This window comes from Methylobacterium mesophilicum, assembly GCF_036441335.1.
Classification (GTDB): Bacteria; Pseudomonadota; Alphaproteobacteria; order Rhizobiales; family Beijerinckiaceae; genus Methylobacterium; species Methylobacterium mesophilicum_B.
Window position 1 is genome coordinate 131,288 of record NZ_MLBW01000036.1, and the last position, 18,071, is coordinate 149,358.

Annotated in this window: 13 protein-coding genes, 2 tRNA genes, 1 rRNA gene, 1 pseudogene and 1 other annotated feature; of the genes and pseudogenes, 5 read left to right on the plus strand and 12 right to left on the minus strand. The window is 71.4% G+C overall.

From position 1 onward, the window contains the following. Positions 1-94: 94 nt before the first annotated feature. Positions 95-1,030, plus strand: a complete 936-nt coding sequence (locus MMR14E_RS28010) for a dihydrodipicolinate synthase family protein (protein ID WP_331318863.1) — start codon at positions 95-97, stop codon at positions 1,028-1,030. On the opposite strand, the pseudogene MMR14E_RS29415 reads toward MMR14E_RS28010, so the two are convergent. The 3 genes and pseudogenes from MMR14E_RS29415 to MMR14E_RS28020 form a co-directional block, all read right to left on the minus strand. Next, a pseudogene (locus MMR14E_RS29415) lies at positions 1,023-1,238 on the minus strand (hypothetical protein); the annotation flags it as partial. The gene MMR14E_RS28010 and the pseudogene MMR14E_RS29415 sit on opposite strands and share 8 nt — an antisense overlap. Beyond that, complete coding sequence (locus MMR14E_RS28015) at positions 1,205-3,610, minus strand: membrane-bound PQQ-dependent dehydrogenase, glucose/quinate/shikimate family (protein ID WP_331318864.1); 2,406 nt, start codon at positions 3,608-3,610, stop codon at positions 1,205-1,207. The pseudogene MMR14E_RS29415 and the gene MMR14E_RS28015, both read right to left, overlap by 34 nt. Positions 3,611-3,805: 195 nt before the next feature. Further along, on the minus strand, positions 3,806-4,903 hold the full coding sequence (locus MMR14E_RS28020) for an efflux RND transporter periplasmic adaptor subunit (RefSeq protein ID WP_331318865.1): 1,098 nt from the start codon (positions 4,901-4,903) through the stop codon (positions 3,806-3,808). Positions 4,904-5,265: 362 nt separating this feature from the next. Between MMR14E_RS28020 and MMR14E_RS28025 the strand changes: the two genes are divergently transcribed. The 3 genes from MMR14E_RS28025 (at position 5,266) to purD (ending at position 8,289) form a co-directional block, all read left to right on the plus strand. Beyond that, positions 5,266-6,492 carry an oxalate decarboxylase family bicupin gene (locus tag MMR14E_RS28025; RefSeq protein WP_331318866.1) on the plus strand — a complete coding sequence of 409 codons (1,227 nt, stop codon included), beginning with the start codon at positions 5,266-5,268 and terminating at the stop codon, positions 6,490-6,492. Between the two features lie 86 nt (positions 6,493-6,578). After that, positions 6,579-6,905 carry a hypothetical protein gene (locus tag MMR14E_RS28030; RefSeq protein WP_331318867.1) on the plus strand — a complete coding sequence of 109 codons (327 nt, stop codon included), beginning with the start codon at positions 6,579-6,581 and terminating at the stop codon, positions 6,903-6,905. A gap of 109 nt (positions 6,906-7,014) precedes the next feature. Beyond that, positions 7,015-8,289, plus strand: coding sequence for a phosphoribosylamine--glycine ligase (gene purD, locus MMR14E_RS28035; RefSeq protein WP_331318868.1), 1,275 nt, complete (start codon positions 7,015-7,017; stop codon positions 8,287-8,289). A gap of 117 nt (positions 8,290-8,406) precedes the next feature. Here the strand turns inward: purD and ggt are convergent, their stop codons facing one another. Beyond that, complete coding sequence (ggt, locus tag MMR14E_RS28040) at positions 8,407-10,176, minus strand: gamma-glutamyltransferase (protein ID WP_331318869.1); 1,770 nt, start codon at positions 10,174-10,176, stop codon at positions 8,407-8,409. Between the two features lie 220 nt (positions 10,177-10,396). Beyond that, the gene (locus MMR14E_RS28045; protein WP_331318870.1) at positions 10,397-11,407 is read right to left on the minus strand and encodes a 1-aminocyclopropane-1-carboxylate deaminase; all 1,011 of its coding nucleotides are present in this window, start codon (positions 11,405-11,407) and stop codon (positions 10,397-10,399) included. Positions 11,408-11,657: 250 nt separating this feature from the next. Here MMR14E_RS28045 and MMR14E_RS28050 point away from each other — a divergent pair, with 250 nt between their 5' ends. Beyond that, positions 11,658-12,122, plus strand: a complete 465-nt coding sequence (locus tag MMR14E_RS28050; RefSeq protein ID WP_020095546.1) for an Lrp/AsnC family transcriptional regulator — start codon at positions 11,658-11,660, stop codon at positions 12,120-12,122. Between the two features lie 6 nt (positions 12,123-12,128). Here the strand turns inward: MMR14E_RS28050 and MMR14E_RS28055 are convergent, their stop codons facing one another. From MMR14E_RS28055 to MMR14E_RS28085, 7 genes are all read right to left on the minus strand, one after another. Continuing rightward, positions 12,129-13,472 carry a replication-associated recombination protein A gene (locus tag MMR14E_RS28055; RefSeq protein ID WP_331318871.1) on the minus strand — a complete coding sequence of 448 codons (1,344 nt, stop codon included), beginning with the start codon at positions 13,470-13,472 and terminating at the stop codon, positions 12,129-12,131. A 102-nt stretch (positions 13,473-13,574) separates the two neighbouring features. Beyond that, positions 13,575-15,032: a Do family serine endopeptidase gene (locus MMR14E_RS28060; protein WP_331318872.1), complete on the minus strand. Its 1,458-nt coding sequence runs from the start codon at positions 15,030-15,032 to the stop codon at positions 13,575-13,577. A gap of 131 nt (positions 15,033-15,163) precedes the next feature. After that, entirely contained in the window at positions 15,164-15,655 is a 492-nt protein-coding gene (locus tag MMR14E_RS28065; RefSeq protein WP_331318873.1) for a MucR family transcriptional regulator, read from the minus strand. 552 nt (positions 15,656-16,207) lie between these two features. Next, positions 16,208-16,284: transfer RNA gene (locus MMR14E_RS28070), tRNA-Met, on the minus strand. Positions 16,285-16,456: 172 nt separating this feature from the next. After that, positions 16,457-16,533: transfer RNA gene (locus MMR14E_RS28075), tRNA-Met, on the minus strand. A gap of 129 nt (positions 16,534-16,662) precedes the next feature. Beyond that, positions 16,663-16,778, minus strand: a 5S ribosomal RNA gene (gene rrf / locus MMR14E_RS28080). 200 nt (positions 16,779-16,978) lie between these two features. Further along, positions 16,979-17,226: a sequence feature (23S ribosomal RNA rRNA prediction is too short), on the minus strand. Between the two features lie 69 nt (positions 17,227-17,295). Further along, entirely contained in the window at positions 17,296-17,931 is a 636-nt protein-coding gene (locus MMR14E_RS28085) for a glutathione S-transferase family protein (protein WP_331318874.1), read from the minus strand. Between the last annotated feature and the right edge of the window lie 140 nt (positions 17,932-18,071).

An 18,071-nucleotide genomic window follows, 5' to 3' on the forward strand; every position in this document is an offset into this window, starting at 1 on the left:
AACCGGTCCCGGGCGCGTCGCGTCGCCCGGGATTTTCCGGTATGGGGCAGGCCACCCGGCGGCCGGCGGCGGCCGCAGCAGCGCGGAGACCGGCATGCCTCTCACCAGCGACATCGGCGGCGTCGTCCCGATCGCGCCGACGCCGTTCCATCCGGACGGCCGGATCGACGAGGTCTCCCTCGACCGGATGACCGACTTCTTCGGGGCGGCCGGCGTCGACGGCCTGACGATCCTCGGCCAGCTCGGCGAGGCCGGCAAGCTCGACCACGCGGAGGGGATCGCGGTGGCGCGGCGCGTCCTCGGGCGCACCCGGCTGCCGGTGATCGTCGGCGTCACGGCGCCGGGCTTCGCGGCCATGCGCTCCCTCGCCCGGGAGGTGATGGAGCTGGGCGCGGCCGGCGTGATGATCGCGCCGCCCAACACGCTCCGCACCGACGACCAGGTGGTCGGCTATTATCGGAACGCCGCCGAGGCCGTGGGCCCGGACGTGCCCTTCGTGCTTCAGGATTATCCCCTCACCTTCTCGGTCCAGATGACCCCCGGCGTGATTCGCCGGATCGTGTCTGAGAACCCCTCCTGCGTGATGCTCAAGCACGAGGACTGGCCGGGGCTGGAGAAGATCTCGACGCTGCGCGGCTTCGAGGCGGACGGCTCGATGCGCCACATCTCCATCCTCGTGGGCAACGGCGGCCTGTTCCTCGATTTCGAGACCGAGCGCGGCGCCGACGGGGCCAATACCGGCTACGCCTTCCCGGAGATGCTGGTCGACGTGGTCCGCCTCGGCCGGTCCGGCGAGCGCGACGCCGCCCACGACCTGTTCGACGCCCACCTCCCCTATCTCCGCTACGAGCAGCAACAGGGCCCGCTGGGGCTCGCGGTCCGCAAATACGTGTTCATGCGCCGGGGGATCTTCGCGTCCGACGCGCAGCGCAAGCCGTCCCAGGCGCTGACCGCGCAGGCGAAGGCCGAGGTCGAGTACCTGCTGGCCCGCCTCGCCCGCACCGACGCGCGGGCCCGGCTCTCCGCTTAGGGCACCCTGCCCCGCCTCGCCCCGGCCGAGCGGCCGAAGCCGCCGCCGCGCCCGCGGCGTCGACCGCCTCCTGCAGCATCCGCTTCTCGTTGCGGATGATGATGTCGGGGGCGCGCAGCTCGATCAGCCGCTTCAGGCGGTTGTTGCGGTTGATGACGCGGCGGTACAGGTCGTTCAGGTCGGAGGTCGCGAAGCGGCCGCCGTCCAGCCGCCCGCCGCGACCACCACGTACTGCCGCCCGTCCCGGCCGCGATAGGTCATCGGGGTGGCCTGGCCGCCGGCCGGCAGCTTCGTGGACCACAGCACCTCGCCGGTCTGCATGTCGTAGCCGCGGATGCGGTCGTCGAGCGTGGCGGCCGTGAACGCGACGCCGCCGGCCGTGGTCAGGGTGCCGCCATGGGCCAGCATGCCCATCTCCAGGGGAAGGGGGACGGCCAGGCCGCCGACCTTCTGCCCCGCGACCGTGCCGTTGCGGCGCTTCCAGGCGACGGTGCCGTCGGCGAGATTCACGCCGACGCGCACGCCCCAGGGCGGCGCGCTGCAGGGGATGCCGAGGGCGGAGCGCATGTGCGCGATCGCGATCGCGTAGGGGCCGCCGAGATTCTCGTTGACCGGGCTCGCCTCGGGATCGGCGCCGAGGAGGCGCCTCTCCGGCTCGCCCGGCGGGCGCGGGAGCAGGCGGTAGATGTAGGGCAGGTATTGCGGCGTCGCGATCATCCAGTGATGGACCGGATCGACCGCCACCGACCCCCAGTTGAACACCCCGATATTGCCCGGCCAGACGATCGCGCCCGCCGAGGCCTGGGGCGGCGTGAACGGGTTGCCGTCGTAGCGGTTCGACCGGAAGGCGAGGCGGCACTGGATCTGGTCGAAGGGCGTGACGCCCCACATGCCGGCCTCCGTCAGCGGCGGCGGCGTGAAGCGGAGGGACGACATCGGCTGGACCGGGGACGGCGTCTCCCCCGGGATGTCGGTCCGGGTCGAGACCGGGATCTCGGAGACCGGCCGGACCGGGACGCCGGTGCGGCGGTCGAGGACCCAGACGTTGCCGACCTTGGTGGGGATCAGGATCGCCGGCACCGTCCCGTCGCCCTGCGGCAGGGTGAGGAGGACCGGCTGGGACGGGTTATCGCGGTCCCACAGGTCGTGATACGTGGTCCGGAACGCCCAGCGCAGCGTGCCCGTCTCCAGATCCAGCGCCGCCAGGGCGTCGACGAGGGCCTCGTCCGCCTTCGACCGGGCCACGCCCACCTGATCGGGCGCCCGGTTGCCGAACGGCACGTAGACGAGTCCCAGCGCCTCGTCCGCCGAGAACTGCGTCCAGGCCACCGCCGAGTTGGGCTCGTAGCGCTCGTGGGGCCGCAGCGGCGCGGTCGCGTCGGGCCTGCCGGCGTCGAATTTCCAGACGACCGCGCCGGTGCGCACGTCGAAGGCGCGGATCACGCCCGAGGGGTTGTCCGCGTAGTAGTTGTCGGCGATCGCGCTGCCCAGGACGATGAGGTTCCGGGTCACCAGCGGCGCCGAGGTCTGCTGATAGCTGGCGCGCCGGAGGTTCGGCATCTGCGCTTTCAGGTCGACGAACCCGTCGGCCCCGAAGGTCCTGCACGGGGCCCCGGTCTCGGCGTTCAGCGCGTAGAGGCGCGCGTCGACCGAGGCCGCGATGATCCGGCGCGGGCACTCGGCGACCGCGGCCGCGACGGCGGCGGCCCGGTCCGCGTCGGTCTCCGCGGGCGGCACGTAGCCGGTCGAGTCGTTGTAGGACACGCCGCGGCAGGTCTGGTGCTGGTACTGGCCGTCCCGCGCCATCTTCGGGTCGAAGGCCCAGACCAGCCGGCCCGTCTCGGGCTCCAGGGCCTGGACGATGTTGTGCGGCGTGCAGAGGTAGAGCAGCCCGTTCACCTTGATGGGCGTGGCCTCGAACGTGAACTCCTTCGCATCCGCCCGGCTGTCACCCCGCAGGTCCCCGGTATGGTGCTCCCAGGCCACGACGAGGCCCCGGACATTGGCCGTGCCGATATCCGCCAGCGCCGAGTAGCGCTGGCCGAGATTGGTGCCGCCGTAGGCGATCCAATCGTCGGCCGGATAGGGAACGCCGCTCGGATCGACGGCGGCGGGCCCCGCCCCCGCGACCTTCGGCAGGCTGCCCCGCGTCTCGACCGGGTCGACGAACCAGGCCGCGGCGCCCGAGGCCGCGACGAGCAGCACGACGACCCGGAGGGCGAGCGGGCCGTTCTCGAGGCCGAGCCTCCAGGGCCGCTCGGGCGCGTCGCGCAGGCGCCGCACCACGGAGGGCAGGCAGAGCACGGATCCGACGAGCAGGAGCAGCGCCCCGCGCGGGATCCATTGCCACTTGTCGAGCCCGACCTCGCCCACCGTCCAGGCGAAGGCCGCCGCCAGCACCAGCGCGTAGAGGCCGAGACCGTGCTGGCGCCGCCGGGCCAGCGCGACGCCGGAGGCCAGCAATCCCGCGCCCAGCGCGACGTAGAACCAGGATCCCCCCGCGAGCGCCAGCGTCAGACCGAGGATCGCGAGGGCGAGCCCGAGCAGCGCGATCGACAGCGCTATCGTTCCGAGTACCACGGCGGTGATGTCCGCTTCCTGAGCCGTCCGGTCACGGCGGTGCCGGGGTCTGCCCCCGCCTCGGCCGCCGCGTGCCCGACGCTTATCGCCGCCGGAGCTGTCCCGGAGCTGTCCCAGGGCTGGACACGGCGACCGGACGGCGGCGCCCCGCCGCGTGACGCTCACACCGCCGCCCACACCGCCGCTCGCGCCCGCTCACGCCCCTGCCCGATCCTCCGGACGCAGGCTGACCCTGTCGCCGTCGCGCAGCGCGGCCGGCGGGCCCACGACGACGCGCTCGCCGCCGCTCAGGCCGTCCCGCAGCTCCAGCAGCGTGCGGGTCTGGCGGAAGATCGTGACCGATCGCATCCGCACCACGCCGCTCCCGTCGCCCGCCGGCTCGACCACGGCCACGCGGGTCCCGTGCTGGTCGAAGATCAGCGCGTCGTTCGGCACCGTCACGGCGGGCGAGACGCGCGGGATCTCCAGCGTGATGGTGATGTAGAGCCCCGGCCGCAGCGCGCCGTCGGGATTGGGGATGTCGACCTGCGTGACCAGCGTGCGCGCGGCCGAGAGCAGCGTCGTCGACGAGCGCGAGACCGTGCCGGGGAAGATCCGGCCCGGGATCTGCGCCACCTCGACCTTGGCGGCTAGCCCGTCGCGGACGCCGTCGGCGGCGTATAGCGGCACGTTCACCGCCATGCGGAGCACGTCGTCGCGGTTCAGCGTGAGGAGCGGCGCCCCCGTATTCGTGTCCGCCGTGACCGCGTCGCCGACATCGTTGTTGCGGGCCGTCACCACCCCGTCGAAGGGCGCGCGGATCTCCTCGAACCCGGTCAGGACCTTGAGCCGGGCGACCTGCGCCTCCTGGGCGGCGATGTTGGCCTCCGCGACCTTCACGGCGGCCTTGGCGGCGTCGACGTTGGCGGTCTGCGCCAGCACCCCGGCCTGGGAGGTGTCGGCGTTCTGCCGGGTCTCGACCCCGTTGCCGGCGAGCGTCGAGGTCCGCCGGTTGGTCACGTCGGCGAGGTGGCGGTTGGCCTCGGCCTGGTCCACCATCGCCCGCGCCTGGATCAGCGCCGCCTGGAGCTGCAGCACCTGCGACTGGGCCTGGACCAGCTGCTGGTCGAGGTCGGGCGCGCTGATCCGGAACAGCAGGTCGCCCGCCTTCACGTGCGAGCCGATATCGACCTTGCGCTCGACGATGTAGCCGGTCGCCCGCGGGTAGAGGTTCGCGGTGTCGAACGCCTGGGTGGTGCCCGTCTGGGTCAGGCTGAGGGTGTCGGGGGCCCGGGCCGCGGTGGCGACCCGCACGGTCGGCGGCTTCGCCTCGGCCCCGGCGGCCGGACTCGCCGCGCGGGACGCGTCCGGCCACAGGCGGTATCCGAGGGCGCCGAGGCCCGCCANAGCGGCGGCGGCCGCGGGCGGGCGGGACGGTTCCGTCCGCGGCTGAACTGTCCCGGTCCGCCATCCTCGCCCTCGGGTCGCGCCGCGCCTGAACCGCCGCCTCGGCGCCCGGCCGGGACGCGCGCGGTGCCGTATCCAGTGCGCCGTATTCAATGCATAGACCGCGCGCGGGCTCCGGGCGAGATGCCGCAGCGCACAGTGCGGCCCGCCCGCGGATCCTCCGAGCACGCGACCGGTTCTCCTGCCACCGACTCAGGGACCGATCCACGATGACCGAGATCTCCAGGCGCGCCGTCATCGCAGCCGCCGGCGGCGCGATGGTGGCGTCATCCGCCGCGGCGCAATCTGCCGGGCCGGCCGCGCCCCGCCCCGAGCGCGGCGGCAAGGGCGCCGACATCCTGGGCCCGCAGAACCGGCCCCGCGCCGCCGAGGAGCCCTTTACCCTGGCGCCGCCCGCCACCGACCACGGCACGATGCCGAACCTGAAATGGTCCTTCGCGGACAGCCACATGCGGCTGGAGGAGGGTGGCTGGGCGCGCCAGACCACGATCCGCGAGCTGCCGGTCTCCAAGGCCATGGCCGGGGTCAACATGCGGCTCAAGGCCGGCGCGGTCCGCGAGATGCACTGGCACAAGGAATCCGAGTGGGCCTACATGATCAAGGGCAGGGCCCGGATCACCGCGGTCGACCAGGACGGGCGCACCTTCGCGGACGATGTCGGCGCGGGCGACCTCTGGTACTTCCCGGGCGGCATCCCGCACTCGATCCAGGGGCTCGCCGCCGACGGGGTCGACGGCTGCGAGTTCCTGCTCGTGTTCGACGACGGCGGCTTCTCGGAGGATTCCACCTTCCTGCTGACCGACTGGCTGGCGCACACGCCCCGGGACGTGCTCGCCAAGAATTTCGGCCTGCCCGAGAGCGCCTTTGCGAAGATTCCCGAGACGGAGCTCTACATCTTCCCCGGTCCGACGCCCGGCCCGCTCGCCGCCGACAGGATGGGCGGTTCCGGGCCGGTGCCGAAGACCTTCAGCCACCGTATGCTGGCGCAGGAGCCGGTCCGCACCCGGGGCGGCAGCGTGCGCATCACCGATTCCACGGTGTTCCCGGCCTCCGTCACGATCGCGGCGGCGCTGGTCGAGGTCGAGCCCGGAGGGCTGCGCGAGTTGCACTGGCACCCGAACGGCGACGAGTGGCAGTACTACCTCTCCGGCCAGGGCCGGATGACGGTGTTCGGCTCGGAATCGAAGGCCCGGACCTTCGACTACCGGGCCGGCGACGTCGGCTACGTGCCCTTCGCCATGGGGCACTATATCGAGAATACCGGCGACACGACCCTGACCTTCCTGGAGATGTTCAAGAGCCCGCGCTACGCCGACATCTCCCTGACGCAGTGGCTGGCCCTGACCCCGCACCCGCTGGTCCAGGCCCATACCGGGCTGGATCCCGAGCGCGTCGAGGCCCTGCCGGAGACGAAGTCCCCCGTCGTGCCGGGTTGACGCGCCCGGGAACCCGGACCGATCCTGGCGCGTCGACTTCGGGCAATCGTATCCGAAGACCGCACGAATCTCGCACGGAGGGACCCATGCGTGCCGCGTCCCGCGCGCTCCTCACCCTGGCGCTGGCTCTCCCGGCGGGCTCCGCCTGGGCGCAGGTGCAGCAGAACGACCCGAATGCCGCCAACGCCTCGTTCGCCCTGCAGGGCCAGATCCGGTCGCTCAACCAGCAGCGGGTCTCGGACTTCAACACGCTGAACCAGACGATCCAGCGCAACGTCCAGGCCGATTCCTACGGGCCCTACCTGCCCTATCGGGGCGTCCGCGGGGATGTGTACCGGGGCCGCCATATCGGTCGCAACGGGATCGTGCGGCGGGGCGGCGGCCTCAACACGAGCGTCTGCACCGGCTGCTGACAGCGGCCTCCGCGCCGCCGGGATATCCGCGCAGAGCGGGGAAAGCCCGAAAAAAACCTTTTCCCGCGGGCACGCTTCCCCCACAAGCTGGGCCCATGGTGGCGTGCGCATGAATATCCTGCTGATCGGCTCCGGCGGCCGCGAGCACGCCCTGGCCTGGCGACTGGCCCAGAGCCCGCTCTGCACCCGCCTGTTCACGGCGCCGGGCAATCCCGGCACGGCCCGCCACGGGACCAACCGACCGGACCTCAAGGTCACGGACCACGCGGCCGTCGCCGCCTTCTGCGCGGCGGAGTCGATCGGCCTCGTGGTGGTCGGACCCGAGGCGCCCCTCGTCGCCGGCCTGGTGGACGACCTGAAGGCTGCCGGGATCCGCGCCTTCGGGCCGACCCGCGACGCCGCCCGTCTCGAGGGCTCGAAGGGCTTCACCAAGGATCTCTGCGCCGCCTGCAACATCCCGACGGCCGCCTTCGCGCGCTTCACCGAACTGGAGCCGGCGCTGGCCTATGTCCGCCAGCAGGGCGCCCCGATCGTCGTGAAGGCCGACGGCCTCGCCGCCGGCAAGGGCGTCACCGTGGCCGAGACGGTCGACCAGGCCGAGGACGCGCTGACCGGCCTCTTCGCCGAGCCCGGCGCCGAGGTGGTGGTCGAGGAGTGCCTGTTCGGCGAGGAGGCGAGCTTCTTCGCCCTCTGCGACGGCACGCGGGCGATCTCCCTCGGCACCGCCCAGGACCACAAGCGGGTCTTCGACGGCGACCGCGGGCCCAACACCGGCGGCATGGGCGCCTATTCCCCGGCCCGGGTGGTCACCCCGGAGATCGAGGCCCGGGTCATGGCCGAGATCATCGCGCCGACGCTCGCCGGCATGCGGGCCCGCGGCTGCCCGTTCACCGGCATCCTGTACGCCGGCCTCATGCTCACCGCCGACGGCCCCAAGCTGATCGAGTACAACACCCGCTTCGGCGACCCCGAGGCGCAGGTGCTGATGCCGCGCCTCGCCTCCGACCTCGTGCCGGCCCTGCTCTCGGCCTGCGAGGGCGACCTCTCCGGCGTGAGCCTGGAATTCGATCCCCACCGGGCGGCCCTCACCGTGGTGATGGCGGCGGCGGGCTATCCGGGCGCCGTGGTCCGGGGCTCGGTGATCCGGGGCGTCGACGCGGCCGAGGGCGACGGGGTCCACGTGTTCCAGGCCGGCACCCGCGCCGAGGACGGGCAGCTGCTGGCCGATGGCGGCCGGGTCCTGGCGGTGACGGCCGTCGGCGACAGCGTCACGGACGCCAAGGCCCGCGCCTACGCGGCGGTGGCCCGGATCGACTGGCCGGAGGGTTTCTGCAGGCGCGACATCGGGTTCCGCGCGGTGGCGCGGGAGGCGGAAGAGGGCTGAACCCCCGGTCTCGCGATCGCCGGGTACGCTGCGCCCTGCCCCACCCCACCCTGCCCTCCCGGACGAGGGCCGGCGTGCCCGGGACGACGGGGTTGTCCGGAGCAAGCCGCCCGCCCCCTACTCCCCCACCGCCGCGCCCGCCGGCCGGCGGTTGTCGTTGGCGCCGTAGAGCAGGCCCGGCCGCATGCGCTCCGTGCGCGAGGCGTCGTTGCCCGACGACGCGGACTCCGGCAAGGCGGGCGCCGCGGCCCGGACCGCGATGAGCTCCTGCGCCCCCCAGGGCTTCTGCTCGACGAGCGTGTGGCCCATGCCCCTGAGGATCGCCTGCGTGTCCGCCGAGAGCGCGAAGGGCTCGGCGTAGACCGTGTCGGGCAGCCACTGGTGATGGATGCGCGGAGCGTCCACCGCCTCCTGCGGCTCCATGCCGAAATCCAGAATGTTGATCAGCGTCTGCGCGTTGATCGTGATGATCCGCGAGCCCCCCGGCGAGCCCGCCACCATCGCGACCTTGCCGTCGCGCAGCACGATCGTCGGCGCCATGGACGAGAGCGGGCGCTTGCCCGGCTGGATCGCGTTCTTGGTCCCCTGCACGAGGCCGAACAGGTTCGGCACCCCGGTCTTGACCGTGAAGTCGTCCATCTCGTCGTTGAGGAAGAACCCCGTGTCGCCGGCGATCACCCCGGCGCCGAAATAGCCGTTGATCGTGTAGGTCAGCGATGCCGCGTTGCCGGCCCTGTCCATCACCGAGATGTGGGTGGTCTCGGGCCGTTCCCGCGCCTCCGGGCCGGGATCCGGGCGGATCTCCACCGACGGGGTCGCCCGGTCCGGGCGGATCGAGGCCCGGAGCGTCTCCGCGTAGGCCGGCGACAGCAGCCTTTCCACCGGGTTCTCCACGAAGGCCGGGTCGCCGAGCAGCAGGTTGCGGTCAGCGTAGGCGCGCCGCATCGCCTCGACCATCAGGTGCACCGTCCGGGCCGAGTTGAACCCCGCCGCCCGCAGGTCGTAGCCGTCGAGGATGTTGAGGATCTCGCAGAGCGTGGTGCCGCCCGACGAGGGCGGGGGGGCCGACAGGATCGTCGCGCCCCGGTAGCGGCAGGTCAGCGGTTCGGACTGCGTCACCGTGTAGGCGGCGAAGTCGGACGCCGTCAGCAGGCCGCCGCCCGCCCGGGAGGCCGCCTCCACGGCTGCCGGGATCGCGCCCCGGTAGAACGCGTCCGCGCCGTGCTCGGCGATGGCCTGGAGGGTGCGGGCGAGGTCGGCCTGGACCAGCCGGTCCCCGGGCCGCCAGGGACTGCCGTCCGGGCGCAGGAAGATCCGGGCGACGTTCGCATGGGCGGCGAACAGCTTGGTGCCGGATTCGAGGATGTCGGTGTCGCCCCGGGTCAGCACGAACCCGTCGCGGGCGAGCGCGATCGCCGGCGCCATCACCTGCGCCAGCGGCAGGGCCCCGTATCGGGCGAGCGCGGTGTTGAGGCCGAGCACCGTGCCGGGCACGCCGGCCGCCTTCCAGCCGCGCAGGCTCGCGCCCTTCACGACGTTGCCGGCGGCGTCGAGATACATGTCCCGGGTGGCGGCCGCCGGGGCGGTCTCGCGGAAATTGACGAAGCGGCTGCGCCCGTCGGCGCTGTGGAGCACCAGGAAGCCGCCGCCGCCGAGATTGCCGCAGCACGGGTTCACCACCGCCTCGGCGTAGGCCACCGCCACCGCGGCGTCGACGGCGTTGCCGCCGGCCCTCAGGATGTCGGCACCCACCTGCGAGGCGAGGCGCTGGGACGACACCACCATCCCGTTCTCGGCCTCGACGGCCGGTCCCGAGGCGGAGCGCGCGGCGGGCGCGCCCAGGGCGAGCAGGGCCGTCAGGAGCAGCGCGCGTGCCGGTGCGATCATCCCTGCCCTCTCCGGTGCGGGTTCCGCGCCGTTGCTGGCGCAGGCCGCCATATAGGGCGGGACGATGCGGTCGCCTGCCGACATCGCCACGCGCGACCTCATCCTGAGGCGCCGGAGCGCAGCGCGGGCCTCGAAGGAGGGCGCCTTCGAGGCGGCTTTGCCGCACCTCAGGATGAGGGCGGGTGGATGGGAGAGGCCGGGCCGGCCTTCCGATTCCGCCTCAGCCGTTGCGGAACGTGTAGCTGTAGCCGTTCAGCGCCGGCGCGCCGCCGAGATGGGCGTAGAGCACCTTCGAGCCCTTCGGGAAGAAGCCCTTCTTCACGAGGTCGATCATGCCCTGCATCGACTTCCCCTCGTAGACCGGGTCGGTGATCATCCCCTCGAGCCGGGCCGAGAGGCGGATCGCCTCCACGGTCTCCTTGGAGGGCACGCCGTAGACCGGGTAGGCGTAATCCTCGTTGAGAACCACGTCGTCGGCCACGATGTCGCCGGCGCCGACCAGGGCGGCGGTGTTCTGGGCGATGTCGAGGACCTGGGCCTTGGTCTGGGCCGGGGTGCAGGAAGCGTCGATGCCGATGACGTTGCGGGCGCGCCCGTCGGCCGAGAAGCCCACCAGCATGCCGGCATGGGTCGATCCGGTCACCGTGCAGACCACCACGTAGTCGAAGCGCAGGCCCATCTCGGCCTCCTGCCTGCGCACCTCCTCGGCGAAGCCGACATAGCCGAGCCCGCCGTACTTGTGCACCGAGGCGCCGGCCGGGATCGCGTAGGGCTTGCCGCCCTCGGCCTCGACCTCGGCGAGCGCCCGCTTCCACGAATCGCGGATGCCGATATCGAACCCGTCATCCACGAGCTGCGTCTGCGCGCCCATGATCCGCGACAGGAGGATGTTGCCGACCCGGTCGTAGACGGCGTCCTCGTGGGGCACCCAGGCCTCCTGGATCAGCCGGCACTTCATCCCGATCTTGGCGGCGACCGCCGCGACCATGCGGGTGTGGTTCGACTGCACGCCGCCGATCGACACCAGCGTGTCGGCGCCGCTCTTGATCGCGTCCGGCACGATGTACTCGAGCTTGCGCAGCTTGTTGCCGCCGTAGGCGAGGCCCGAATTGCAATCCTCGCGCTTGGCGTAGAGCTCCACCTCGCCGCCGAGATGCGCGGTCAGGCGCTTGAGCGGCTCGATCGGCGTCGGGCCGAAAGTCAGGGGATAGCGCTCGAACTTGTCCAGCATCGGGTCTCTCCGGGTCTCGGGGCGCGGCCGGGGGCAGGAGCGGTCTCGGTCCGCCCGGGCGCGTCGAAGCGAGGCCTCGGCGACGGCCCGGCGCGAGGCCCGGCTCCGTCTTCGAGGCGCACGGAAAACTACCCGATCCCCGATGAAAGGTGCTCTCGATCTTTCGCCTCGGACAGCCGATGGCTTGCGTCAAAGAGGGTCCTGGCGTCACAGAATTCCGTATCACGCGCCGTATCTGAAAGAATCGTCCATGTCTGCAGGGCTCGACCGGATCGACCAGAAGATCCTCCGCCTCCTCCAGACGGACGGGCGCATGGCGAATGCCGAGATCGCCGAGCGGGTCGGCACCAGCGCGGCCACCTGCCATCGCCGGATCCAGCGCCTGTTCGCGGACGGGTTCGTGCGGGCGGTCCGGGCGCTGATCGACCCGATGCGGGTCGGGCGCGGCACCCTGGTCTTCGTCGGCGTCGTGCTCGACCGCTCGACGCCCGAGAGCTTCTCCGAGTTCGAGGCCGCCGTGCGGGCGATTCCCGCGCTCCTCGACTGCCACCTCGTGGCCGGCGACTTCGACTACATGCTGAAGATCCGGGTCTCCGACATGGCCGATTTCAACCGCCTCCACAGCGCCACGCTGATCGGCCTGCCGGGGGTGCGCCAGACCCGGACCTTCTTCGTGATGAAGGAGGTGATCGACAACGCGCCGCTCGATCTGTGAGGCGGCCTACCCCTCCCCGCGCCGCGCCTTCCGCAGGGCCTCCCACCGGTCGAGGCGCTCGGCGAGCCGGGACTCGTAGCCGCGCTCCGTGGGCGCGTAGAGATGCTGGCGCCCCAGCGCGTCGGGCCAGTAATCCTGGCCCGAGAAGGCGTCGGGCTCGTCGTGGTCGTAGCGGTAGCCCTCGCCGTAGCCGATCCGCTTCATCAGCTTGGTCGGCGCGTTCAGGATGGTCCGCGGCGGCGGCAGGGAGCCCGCCTCCTTGGCCAGCCGCGTCGCGGCCTTGTAGGCGGTGTAGACGGCGTTCGATTTCGGCGCGCAGGCGAGGTAGATAGCCGCCTGGGCGAGGGCCAGCTCACCCTCGGGGCTGCCGAGGAAGTCGAACGCGTCCTTGGCGGCGTTGGCCACCACCAAAGCCTGCGGGTCGGCGAGCCCGATATCCTCCACCGCCATGCGCACCAGCCGGCGGGCGATGAACAGCCGGTCCTCGCCGGCATCGAGCATCCGGCAGAGATAGTAGAGCGCCGCGTCCGGATCCGAGCCGCGCACGGTCTTGTGGAGCGCCGAGATCAGGTTGTAGTGGCCCTCCTGCGCCTTGTCGTAGATCGGCGCGCGCCGCTGCACGATCTCCTGCAGCGCCTCGGCGTCGAGGGTCTCGCCGGGCCGGGCCGAGCGCCAGACCTCCTCCGCCAGGGTCAGGGCCGCGCGACCGTCGCCGTCGGCCATGCGGACCAGCACCCCGCGTGCCTCCTCGGTGAGCGGCAGGGCCTGGCCCGTCAGCGCCTCGGCCCGGACCAGCAGCCGGGCGATCGCCCCCGGGTCGAGCGCCCGGAACAGCAGCACCCGGGCGCGGGACAGGAGCGCGGCGTTCAGCTCGAAGGAGGGGTTCTCCGTCGTCGCGCCCACCAGCGTGACGGTCCCGTCCTCCATCACCGGCAGGAAGGCGTCGAGCTGCGCCCGGTTGAACCGGTGGATCTCGTCGACGAACAGCAGGGTCCCCTGCCCGGTCGCCCGCCGCTTGCGCGCGGCCTCGAACACCTTCCGCAGGTCGGGCACGCCCGAGAAGATCGCCGAGATCTGCTCGAAATGCAGGTCGGTGCCCTGGGCGAGCAGCCGCGCCACCGTGGTCTTGCCGGTGCCGGGCGGCCCCCAGAAGATCAGCGAGCCGAGCGTCCGGCCCCGCAGGAGGCGCGTGAGCGCCCCGCCCTCCCCGGTCAGGTGCTCCTGGCCGACGACCTCGGCGAGGGTCTGCGGGCGCAGCCGGTCCGCCAGCGGGCGGGCGGCCTCGAGACCGGGGGCGCGGCCGGGATCCGGCGCGGCGGGAGGCTTCGCGGAGGCGAACAGGTCGGACATCCGCGCATCAACACCGGGCGCGGCCGGGGGCGCAAGCCGGGAGCCGGGGCTTGCCCACGGCCACGGACTTGGCGCCCCCGGACCTGGCGCCCCCGGACGGGATCAGCCGCCGAACACCGAGGTCAGGATCTCGCCGTTGCGGTTGATCGCGACCTCCCAGGAATTGAGGCTGTTGCGGGTGACCCGGTCGAGATCCTTGGTGGTCGCCATCGGCACGCCGTTGACCGCCACGATCACGTCGCCCTTCTGCAGCCCGACCCGGGCCGCGATGGAGTTCTCGTCCACCGCCTGCACGGCCACGCCCTCGGCCGGGAAGTCCACCTGCATCTCCTCGGCCACCGCCGGCGAGGTGTTGACCAGGGTCGCGCCGACGAACGGCGAGCGGGTCTTCACCTTGAGCGCGTCCCGCGGGCGCGTCTCGGGTGCCGGCGCGAGCTTGACCGAGACCGTCTGCCGGGCCGTGCCGCGCAGGATCCCGAACCGGGCGTGGCCCTGCACGCCCTTCAGGGCGAAGCGGTAGCCGAAGGCCTCCGGGTCGGCCACCTCCTGGCCATCGACCGTGAGGATCAGGTCGCCGCGCTTCAGGCCCGCCTCCTCGGCCGGGCTCTTGGGCTGCAGGCTCGCCACCAGCACGCCGGTCGGGTGGTCGAGACCCATGCTGTCGGCGATGTCGGGGGTCACGCTCTGGATCCGCGCCCCGAGCCAGGGCCGGCGCACCACGCTCGCCCCGTCGCGGGCGGCGTCGACCACCGCCTTGACCATGCCCACCGGGATCGCGAAGCCGATGCCGTGGCTGCCGCCCGACTGCGAGTAGATCGCGGTGTTGATGCCGACGAGCTGGCCGCGCAGGTCCACCAGCGCGCCGCCGGAATTGCCCGGGTTGATCGCCGCGTCGGTCTGGATGAAGTACTGGTAGTCCGCCGAGCCGACCTGCGTGCGCGCCAGCGCCGAGACGATGCCCTGCGTCACCGTCTGGCCGACGCCGAACGGGTTGCCGATCGCCATCACGAAGTCGCCGACCTCCAGGGCGTCGGCATCGCCGAACGGCATCGGGACGAGGCCCTTCGGCGGCTCCTTGATCTTGAGCACCGCGAGGTCGGTGCGGGTGTCGCGCATCACGATCGCGGCCTCGAACTCGCGGCGATCCGCCAGGGCGATCCGGACCTCGTTCATGTTGTCGATGACGTGGTTGTTGGTGATGACGAGCCCGTCGGCATCGACCAGGACGCCCGAGCCCAGGGAGCGCTGCGCGCGGTCACCCCGGGGGCCGCGGCCGCCCTCCGCCTCGCCGAAGAAGCGGCGCATGAACTCCTCCATGGCGCTGGTGCGCGCGCTGGAGCGCTTGTCCACGTGGGAGGCGTAGACGTTCACCACCGAGGGCGCGGCCCGCTTCACCACGGGGGCGAAGGAGAGCTGCACGTCGGCCTTGCTGAGCGGCACGACCTTCGCGGTGCCGTCCTTCGCGGGCTCCCGGGTCTCCGTCCGCGCCATCTGCGCCGCGGCCGGGCTGGCGGCCAGCAGGGCTGCGACGAGGGCGGGCAGGGTGAGGCGGGTCAGCATGCAGGGCTCCGGCGTCTGGGCGGGCGCGCCGTCCAGGCCGAGAGAAGGCAGGCGCACCGTGCGGCCTCACGCTATCGAGGCCGATTGCGGCAGGTCGACGACACCTTCGCTGCGAGCGGGGCGTGTCGCCGTCAGACGGCTTCCTTGCTGCGGGTCCGCCGCTTCCCGGCAGGTTGCGGCGCGGGCTGCGGCGCGGGCTCGGCCTCGGGTTCCGGCGCTGCGGCGCGCGGCTGCCCGAGGCCCAGGGAGCGGGCGAGCTGCGAGCGCTGCTCGGAGTAGCTCTGGGCCGTCATCGGGTAATCCGAGGCGAGACCCCACTTGGCGCGGTAGGCCTCCGGCGTCAGGCCGCGCAGGGTGAGGTGCCGGCGCAGCGTCTTGTAGGGCTTCCCGTCCTCGAACGAGATCAGGAAGTCCGGATTGATCGAGCGCCGGATCTCCTGCGCGGTCGCCTTGGCGATCGGCTGGCTCTGGCCGGCGTCGCAGATCCCCCGGATCGCCGCGTGTACCTCGTTGAGGAGGCCGGGCAGATCCGCGCTCTGCACGTGATTGTGGCTCACATAGGCCGAGACGATCTCGGAGGCGAGCGTGACGAAGCGGAGGGAGTCGCCGTTCGACTGGGCCATGTCTCGTGCGTTGCCTTCTCGTGATGACGAAACTCGCCAGAACGCAAGCACTGCGTCGCGATTCGGACGCCTGATACAATCGCATTCGGAAGAATGGTCAAGTCTTAAATTCGGAATTGGGGTATACGATCCCAAATAGCGTAAGAAGAGTGATCTTGATCGCTCAACCTCAAGGAGCAATGCCTGTCAAAGTCTCGCTTGTGCACAATCGATATTGCCAGTTTATCCCTGCGATCGGGCGAGGCCTGCACTCTACAGCCGAAGGCGCGCTGCAATGCCAGCTATAGAGCTTTCGAGGCCATTTCTGCCCATCGATTGTGCATTCGGAAAGCGTGGCCGGCCGATACCTCAAGGCCGATAGGACAACCTCAGCGACGCTTTCCGGCGGTCGCACCTTGGCGGTGCGCGACGGAGGGTCTGGAAGCGGACCGACAATGGTACGGAGGCGCAACCTGACGGCGAACCGGTTCAGGCGTCCGGGCTCGGTCCGTGGCCGGACAAACGCGAAACCCGCCGCGCTTGTGGGCGCGGCGGGTTTCGTGTGTCGGGATTTGGTTGCGGGGACAGGATTTGAACCTGTGACCTTCAGGTTATGAGCCTGACGAGCTACCGGGCTGCTCCACCCCGCGCCAAGTGTGTGCGGATGATCCGCAAGTGTGTGCGGCTGGCCCGGATGCGCCGGCTCTGGTGAGCTTGGGCGGTATGTCCGGGGGCCGGATCGGTGTACGTGGTGAGGGGCTGTTGCTTGCGATGTGCGGGTCTGGCGGCGACCGACTCTCCCGTGTCTTGAGACACAGTCTTTGGTTGCGGGGACAGGATTTGAACCTGTGACCTTCAGGTTATGAGCCTGACGAGCTACCGGGCTGCTCCACCCCGCGCCAAGTGTGTGCGGATGATCCGCAAGTGTGTGCGGCTGGCCCGGATGCGCCGGCTCTGGTGAGCTTGGGCGGTATGTCCGGGGGCCGGATCGGTGTACGTGGTGAGGGGCTGTTGCTTGCGATGTGCGGGTCTGGCGGCGACCGACTCTCCCGTGTCTTGAGACACAGTACCATGGGCGCTGGCGTGTTTAACGGCCGAGTTCGAGATGGGATCGGGTTCTGGGCACGCCGCTCAGGCCACCAGACCGGCGCATCGCAAGTCTTTTCGGACGGGCCTTCGCAGGGTGCTGCGACGGCGGGTGTCCGGTTCGGCAAGCATGTGGTGGCGGTCGTCGCGCTTTGGCGAGGACGGCCTCTGGTCTGTTTTGCAACCGCATCGTCTGCTTCGCCAGCCTTGCGGCTGCCGGTCACATCCGGACACGGATCACGAGAGCGATCAAGCCAATCGGGCGATTAGTACCGGTCGGCTCAACGCGTCGCCGCGCTTGCACCCCCGGCCTATCGACGTGGTCGTCTTCCACGGCCCTCAAGGGAGGTCTCGTTTTAAGGGGGGTTTCCCGCTTAGATGCCTTCAGCGGTTATCCCGTCCGTACGTAGCTATGCTGCACTGCCGCTGGCGCGACAACAGCTCCACCAGAGGTACGTTCATCCCGGTCCTCTCGTACTAGGGACAAAGCCTCTCAAACNGGCCGCTGAGCGAGCCACCCCGGCMACCTGCCGCGGCGGCCCGCTCCCCGTGGCTCGCGCCGGCGCCTGTCGGCGTCAGGTCCGCGGCACCGCCATACCGCGCTGGACCGCCGGACGCTCACCGACCCGGTCCAGCCAGGCGCGCACGTTCGGGACCGTGCCGAGCGTGTCCTCGAGCGGCTCCTTCAGCAACGACGTGGCCAGCAGCGTCCAGGCATAGCAGGCGATGTCGGCGATCGAGTAGTCCGCGCCCGCGAGATAGGGCCCTTCGCCGAGGCGCGCGTTCATCACCCGCAGCAGCCGGTCAGCCTCGTCGGTGAAGCGCTTGATGGCCAGCGGCGCCTTCTCGTCGGCGCGCACCGCGAAGTAACCGAGCTGTCCGAGCATCGGACCGAGTCCGCCGACCTGCCAGTGCAGCCATTCCAGGGCCTTGTAGCGCGCGGGTCCGGAGGGCGCGAGGAAACGCCCCGTCTTCTCGGCGAGGTACGTGAGAATCGCACCGCTCTCGAAGACGGAGAGCGGCCCACCCGCAGCCTCATCGTCGACGATAGCCGGGATCTTGTTGTTCGGCGACACCTTGAGGAAGTCGGGTTTGAACTGCTCGCCCTTGCCGATGTTCACCGTCACGACTGTGTAGGGCAGGTCGCACTCCTCCAACATGATCGGGATCTTGCGGCCGTTCGGGGTCGACCAAGTGTAGAGCGTGATCATGGCGGGTTCCTCGCGGTCCTGAGGCGCAGGCCGTCTCTCGGGCCTCACCTAGGGCAGCGAACGCGGCCATCCTGCGGCGGCTCGAGACACCGCCCCCTCCGGCGCGTCCGCCCGCGGTGTCGCGCGCGGCGCCCTCATTT

What these genes read in the sequence shown, in the direction of transcription:
- MMR14E_RS28065 (WP_331318873.1), bottom strand. Translation starts at nt 15,655, where the DNA reads ATGGCCCAGTCGAACGGCGACTCCCTCCGCTTCGTCACGCTCGCCTCC.
- ggt (WP_331318869.1), bottom strand. Translation starts at nt 10,176, where the DNA reads ATGATCGCACCGGCACGCGCGCTGCTCCTGACGGCCCTGCTCGCCCTG.
- MMR14E_RS28045 (WP_331318870.1), bottom strand. Translation starts at nt 11,407, where the DNA reads ATGCTGGACAAGTTCGAGCGCTATCCCCTGACTTTCGGCCCGACGCCG.
- MMR14E_RS28055 (WP_331318871.1), bottom strand. Translation starts at nt 13,472, where the DNA reads ATGTCCGACCTGTTCGCCTCCGCGAAGCCTCCCGCCGCGCCGGATCCC.
- MMR14E_RS28060 (WP_331318872.1), bottom strand. Translation starts at nt 15,032, where the DNA reads ATGCTGACCCGCCTCACCCTGCCCGCCCTCGTCGCAGCCCTGCTGGCC.
- MMR14E_RS28025 (WP_331318866.1), top strand. Translation starts at nt 5,266, where the DNA reads ATGACCGAGATCTCCAGGCGCGCCGTCATCGCAGCCGCCGGCGGCGCG.
- MMR14E_RS28085 (WP_331318874.1), bottom strand. Translation starts at nt 17,931, where the DNA reads ATGATCACGCTCTACACTTGGTCGACCCCGAACGGCCGCAAGATCCCG.
- MMR14E_RS28030 (WP_331318867.1), top strand. Translation starts at nt 6,579, where the DNA reads ATGCGTGCCGCGTCCCGCGCGCTCCTCACCCTGGCGCTGGCTCTCCCG.
- MMR14E_RS28050 (WP_020095546.1), top strand. Translation starts at nt 11,658, where the DNA reads ATGTCTGCAGGGCTCGACCGGATCGACCAGAAGATCCTCCGCCTCCTC.
- purD (WP_331318868.1), top strand. Translation starts at nt 7,015, where the DNA reads ATGAATATCCTGCTGATCGGCTCCGGCGGCCGCGAGCACGCCCTGGCC.
- MMR14E_RS28010 (WP_331318863.1), top strand. Translation starts at nt 95, where the DNA reads ATGCCTCTCACCAGCGACATCGGCGGCGTCGTCCCGATCGCGCCGACG.